Origin of the sequence: Pantoea sp. ME81 (genome assembly GCF_903970985.1) — a bacterium.
GTDB lineage: Bacteria > Pseudomonadota > Gammaproteobacteria > Enterobacterales > Enterobacteriaceae > Pantoea > Pantoea communis.
Map to the genome: position 1 here is coordinate 1 of NZ_CAJCKS010000254.1, position 5,149 is coordinate 5,149.

Here is a 5,149-nt window from a genome sequence, read left to right on the forward strand (position 1 = left end):
GGCAACGGCTTCGCCATGGTGTATGCGCTGCTGTTCTCGGCCATCATCTGGAACCTCGGCACCTGGTATTTCGGCCTGCCAGCCTCCTCTTCGCATACGCTGATCGGTTCGATCATCGGCGTGGGCGTGGCGAATGCCCTGCTGCACGGTCGTAGTGGTACCAGCGGTGTGGATTGGGATCAGGCGATCAAAGTGGGTTACGCCCTGCTGCTGTCGCCGATTGTCGGCTTTATCTGTGCGGCGCTCCTGCTGCTGGCGATGAAGGCCTTTATCCGCAACCGCCAGCTGTATGAAGCACCAAAGGGCAATCAGCCTCCACCGGCATGGATTCGCGGCCTGCTGATCCTGACCTGTACCGGCGTCTCTTTCGCTCACGGCTCAAACGACGGTCAGAAAGGCATGGGCCTCATCATGCTGATTCTGGTCGGCACCATGCCGATTGCCTACGCCCTGAACCGTTCGCTGCCGCCGGATCAAATCCCGCGCGTGGCCGCGTTAACTCAGGTCACTGAACAGCAACTGCTAACGCTGCAACCGGCACCGGCTGCAATGCCCGCACCGCGTGAAGTACTGACCGAGTTTGTGCGCACCAGCCAGAACCGCCCTCAGGTACTCCCTGCCCTTGGCATGATGCTGGGCGATATCGGCGACCAGATCCGTCGTTATGGTGCGGTGGAGAATATCCCGGCGCAGGCGGTGACCAACACCCGTAACGATATGTATCTTGCCTCCGAAACCATCAAACATCTGCAATCGGCCAAAGTCGCGCTGCCGGAAGAGATTGCCAGCAATCTCACTGCCGTGAAGAAAGAGCTGGATGCCGCCACGCGCTTTATCCCGATGTGGGTGAAAGTGGTGGTCGCAATTGCCCTTGGCCTCGGCACCATGGTGGGCTGGCGCCGCATTGTGGTCACCGTCGGTGAGCGCATCGGCAAAACCCATCTGACCTACGCACAGGGTGCCAGTGCGGAGCTGGTGGCGATGGCGACCATCGGCGCAGCGGATGTCTTCGGCTTGCCGGTCTCCACTACGCACGTGCTGTCATCAGGCGTAGCGGGTTCAATGGCCGCCAACAAATCTGGTCTGCAGCTCTCAACGATTCGTAACCTCGCGCTGGCGTGGGTACTGACGCTGCCGATCTCGGTCTTACTTTCAGGGCTGCTTTACGCTCTGTTTATTCATCTGTAACGGGGAAAAGTCATGGCGACACACGACAATAGCTTCCACAGCGAGACCTTTAATGCGCGTCTGCTGCAGGAGTTTTACGACAGCTACGACGAAGAGCTGGAAATGGAGCTGGACGATCTACGCTTCAATGATAATGGTGAGCCACAGCAGGAAGGCGATAGGGCCTTTCGCCGCCGCTACTTCCGTGAGCTGCTGCATTTGCAGGGCGAGCTGGTGAAGTTGCAGGATTGGGTGATGCGTACCGGACATCGCGTGGTGATTTTGTTTGAAGGCCGTGATGCCGCCGGGAAAGGCGGGGTGATCAAGCGTATCACCCAGCGTTTAAACCCGCGCACCTGTCGCGTCGCCGCCCTGCCCGCACCGAACGATCGTGAGAAAACACAGTGGTATTTCCAGCGCTACATCGCTCACTTGCCTGCAGCCGGTGAAATGGTGATGTTTGACCGCAGCTGGTACAACCGCGCAGGCGTTGAGCGCGTGATGGGCTTCTGTAACGAAGCCGAAGTGGAAGAGTTTTACCGCAGCGTGCCGGAATTCGAAAAAATGCTGACCCGCAGCGGCATTCAGATCATCAAATACTGGTTTTCGATTACCGATGAAGAGCAGGAGCTGCGCTTCCTGAGCCGCATCCACGATCCGCTGAAACAGTGGAAATTGAGCCCGATGGACCTCGAAAGTCGTCGTCGCTGGGAAGATTACACCGAAGCGAAAGAAGAGATGCTGGAGCGCACCCATATTCCTGAAGCGCCATGGTGGGTGGTACAAGGTGTGGATAAGAAACGTGCGCGCCTGAACTGCATCAGCCATCTGCTGCAACAGGTGCCCTACGAAGAGAGTGAGAGCAAAACCATTATGTTACCGACGCGCGAACGTCATGAAGATTATCGCCGCGCGCCAGTGCCAGAAAACATGGTGGTACCAGAGAAATATTAATGAACAGTTTGCACGGCTGCCTGGCGGCCGTGCTGCTGTTGCAGGCGCAATGTAATGGCAAATGCGCCCAGCACCATCAGGGCCGCCGCCAGATACACCGACTGCATCCCCCAATGACCAATCAGCAACCCCGCCACCGGCCCCGTCAATCCCAGCCCTAAATCGAGAAACGCCGAATACGTCCCCAACGCCGATCCCTGATCCTGTTGCTGCACGCGTTTAACGGCTTCCACTCCCAGCGCCGGGAACACCAGCGAGAAACCACCGCCGGTCAGGAACGCGCCGATATCCACCAGCCAGCTGCTGTCGGCCTGCCAGATGAACAGCAGACCGGCACACTCCAGCACAAACGACACCAGCGACACTTTCAACCCGCCAAAACGGGTGATATAGCGGCCACCGGCCAGTCGCACCAGTACAAAGCCCAGGCTGAACAAGGTCAGGGCAAATGCGGCACCGCTCCAGTCGCGGCTGGCAAAATAGAGCGTGATAAACGTCGAGATGACGCCAAAGCCGATGGTGCCGAAGCCCAGTGCCAGCCCGAACAGCCAGACGCGGCTGACCACGCGATGAAAAGGAATACGCACGCCCGCTGTGACGCTGACCGCCGCCTTACGACTCGCCATGCAGAAACCAATCACGCCCATCAACGCCACGAGTCCGGCAAACCCGCTGATGCCGAACATTTGATTGAGCAGCACTCCGAGCGGTGCGCCTATCGCCATCGCAAAGTAGGTGGCAACGCCATTCCAGGAGATCACACGCGCCGTCTGCAGCGGTCCGACAAGGTTCATCCCCCACAGTGTCGAACCCGTGCTGCTAAAGCTTTCTCCCACGCCCAAAAACAGCCTACCCAGCGCTAAAAGCGCCAGACTCAGCATGGGTGTTGCGGTAAACAACGCGGCGAGAAGAGAGAGCACGCCGCTCATGCCGCAGCACACCAATCCCATCATCACCACGCGTTTCGGGCCATAGCGATCGGCCAGGCGGCCCGAATGCGGACGACTGAGCAGCGTGGCGAAGTACTGCAGGCTGATGATCAGCCCGGCGATGAACGAGCTGAAACCCAGCTGGTTATGCACAAATCCCGGCAGCACCGCGAGCGGCAGCCCTACTGAGAGATAGCAGAAGAAGGTGAAGACAATAACGGAAATGATGCGTTTATTTAACTGAGCATGACTCAGTACAGCGGCGTCAGACATAAGTGATGGCATTACAAATGAATGTGAAACGCTACTATAGCGCAATTAGCGTTGAGCTTGAACCTGACTTTACCTGGAACTGTGTCATGGCTTAATTCTGTATATTTTTATTATCGCTTTTATTGAAATGCCGTCCCGGTAATTTCACTTTCCATTAATAATCAAAATTAATTCAATTTCATTTACGCATTGTTCCGACAAATCTGAAAAAAAACAATAATCGGAAAACGATTAACCAAAAACATTCCATTAAAAGAGCAGCAAAACCAACTGTTAATCCCTTCAGGTCGAATGAGAGCAGAGAGAGGCGCGCGCAATCATTCACATTAAGACATAGATCCCGCCCCTGATTGCCTTTAGGTTACAGATTATTCAATCAAACTTTGATCGTTACTTTCGGTGCGTAATCTACACCATGACGTGGAACCCGCGCACCCGATAAAACCCATCTCTAACCTCTGTTCATTCTGTTCCCTACCGACCAGGAGAGATTATGAAGATAATCACCAGTGGAAGCGGATATCCTGAAAAAAGAAATATCATCACCAACCCACACAATAAATATATTGATTGTCGCAAAAAGAATATCTACTTCTATTTAAATGCCGTCAGAGCAAGAATCTTACATAAAAATAAACAATTTATTTTTCTCCCGTTCCCCGGCTTGCTGCCACATGATGCGGATGTCATTCACCTCTTCAACGAAGTGGCCGACACCAAAAGGAACTGGATCGCCACTTTTGAAACCGAAATCCCGCGCGTACTGCCGGTGCCTGGAGTGGCGAAGTTCGACAATCCTCAACTGAAGTCGCAACTGCAATTAATCGCCAGAACGGAATGCCTGACGTTGATTGCCATCTCGCAATCGACGCTTAACATCCAGCTGAAGCTGCTCGACGCCTTTCCCGCGATCAAAGCCGCCGTCAGACACAAGCTCCACGTCCTGCATCCGCCGCAGCCGCTGCTGTGCGTCAAACCGCGTCTGATCTCGCCGGGAGAAATTCGTTTCATCTTTATCGGCAATGAGTTCTATCGCAAAGGCGGCGCGGAAGTGGTGCTGGCTATCTCCCAATTAACTGAAGAGGATGTGTTCACCCGCGGTCAGATTCAGGTGACGCTGATCGGTGACATTACGCAACGGCATAATATCGCCCACCGACATTTTCAGGATGATGAAGCGTTCTATGCGCGCATTGAGCACCTCATCAAAATCTCGCCGCACATTCAGCATTTCACCACCCTGCCCAACAATCAGGTGTTGACCTTGCTGCAGCATTCGCACGTGGGATTGCTGCCCAGCTGGCAGGATACTTACGGCTTCTCGGTGCTGGAGATGCAAGCCAGTGGCTGTCCGGTAATCACCACCAACATCCGCGCTTTGCCGGAGATCAATCCACCCGGTGCTGGATGGCTTATTCAGCAGCCGATCAATGACGAATATGAGTATGTGGTTGATTCTGAGGAGAGCAAACTGCTGATACGCCGACAAATCGTGCAGCAGCTTAAGGCGCATATCATTGATATTTTGCGTAATCCGGGCGTGATCACGCAATATTCTGCGCAATCACTGAAGCGAATTGCTGAGCAGCACGATCCGGGAAAATTCAGCGAGCAACTTGCTCACTTCTATTCAGCCAGCAAGCAGATGCACTACACCACGGCGTTTAAATGAGGAAGGGTTAAACCGGTGCGGTTAACTGAAGGGCGTGGCGTTCAATTGCCGTGGCAATCTCAGCAGATACGCGCAGAGAGCTCGGAAGAGATTCGAGAAGGCAAAGAGTGTACGACCAGACATAGAGAGCGTTTGTGTCCGGTTCATTATATAC

General features: G+C 54.5%; 4 protein-coding genes. 3 read left to right on the forward strand and 1 reads right to left on the reverse strand.

The annotated features are described in order from the left end of the window. A partial coding sequence (locus H7A81_RS25485) for an inorganic phosphate transporter (protein WP_182059126.1) occupies positions 1-1,188 on the forward strand: 1,188 nt, incomplete at its 5' end. A 12-nt stretch (positions 1,189-1,200) separates the two neighbouring features. Continuing rightward, positions 1,201-2,121: a polyphosphate kinase 2 gene (ppk2, locus tag H7A81_RS25490; protein ID WP_182059127.1), complete on the forward strand. Its 921-nt coding sequence runs from the start codon at positions 1,201-1,203 to the stop codon at positions 2,119-2,121. Here ppk2 and H7A81_RS25495 read toward each other — a convergent pair. Continuing rightward, a complete protein-coding gene (locus H7A81_RS25495; protein ID WP_182059128.1) occupies positions 2,118-3,323 on the reverse strand; it encodes an MFS transporter in 1,206 nt (401 codons plus the stop codon). The two genes, ppk2 and H7A81_RS25495, sit on opposite strands and share 4 nt — an antisense overlap. 493 nt (positions 3,324-3,816) lie before the next feature. Here H7A81_RS25495 and H7A81_RS25500 point away from each other — a divergent pair, with 493 nt between their 5' ends. Continuing rightward, positions 3,817-4,995 carry a glycosyltransferase family 4 protein gene (locus tag H7A81_RS25500; RefSeq protein WP_182059129.1) on the forward strand — a complete coding sequence of 393 codons (1,179 nt, stop codon included), beginning with the start codon at positions 3,817-3,819 and terminating at the stop codon, positions 4,993-4,995. Positions 4,996-5,149: the final 154 nt, after the last annotated feature.

Bases quoted from the DNA above. Each gene is read 5' to 3' on its own strand.
- ppk2 (WP_182059127.1), top strand. From the start codon at position 1,201: ATGGCGACACACGACAATAGCTTCCACAGCGAGACCTTTAATGCGCGT.
- H7A81_RS25495 (WP_182059128.1), bottom strand. From the start codon at position 3,323: ATGTCTGACGCCGCTGTACTGAGTCATGCTCAGTTAAATAAACGCATC.
- H7A81_RS25500 (WP_182059129.1), top strand. From the start codon at position 3,817: ATGAAGATAATCACCAGTGGAAGCGGATATCCTGAAAAAAGAAATATC.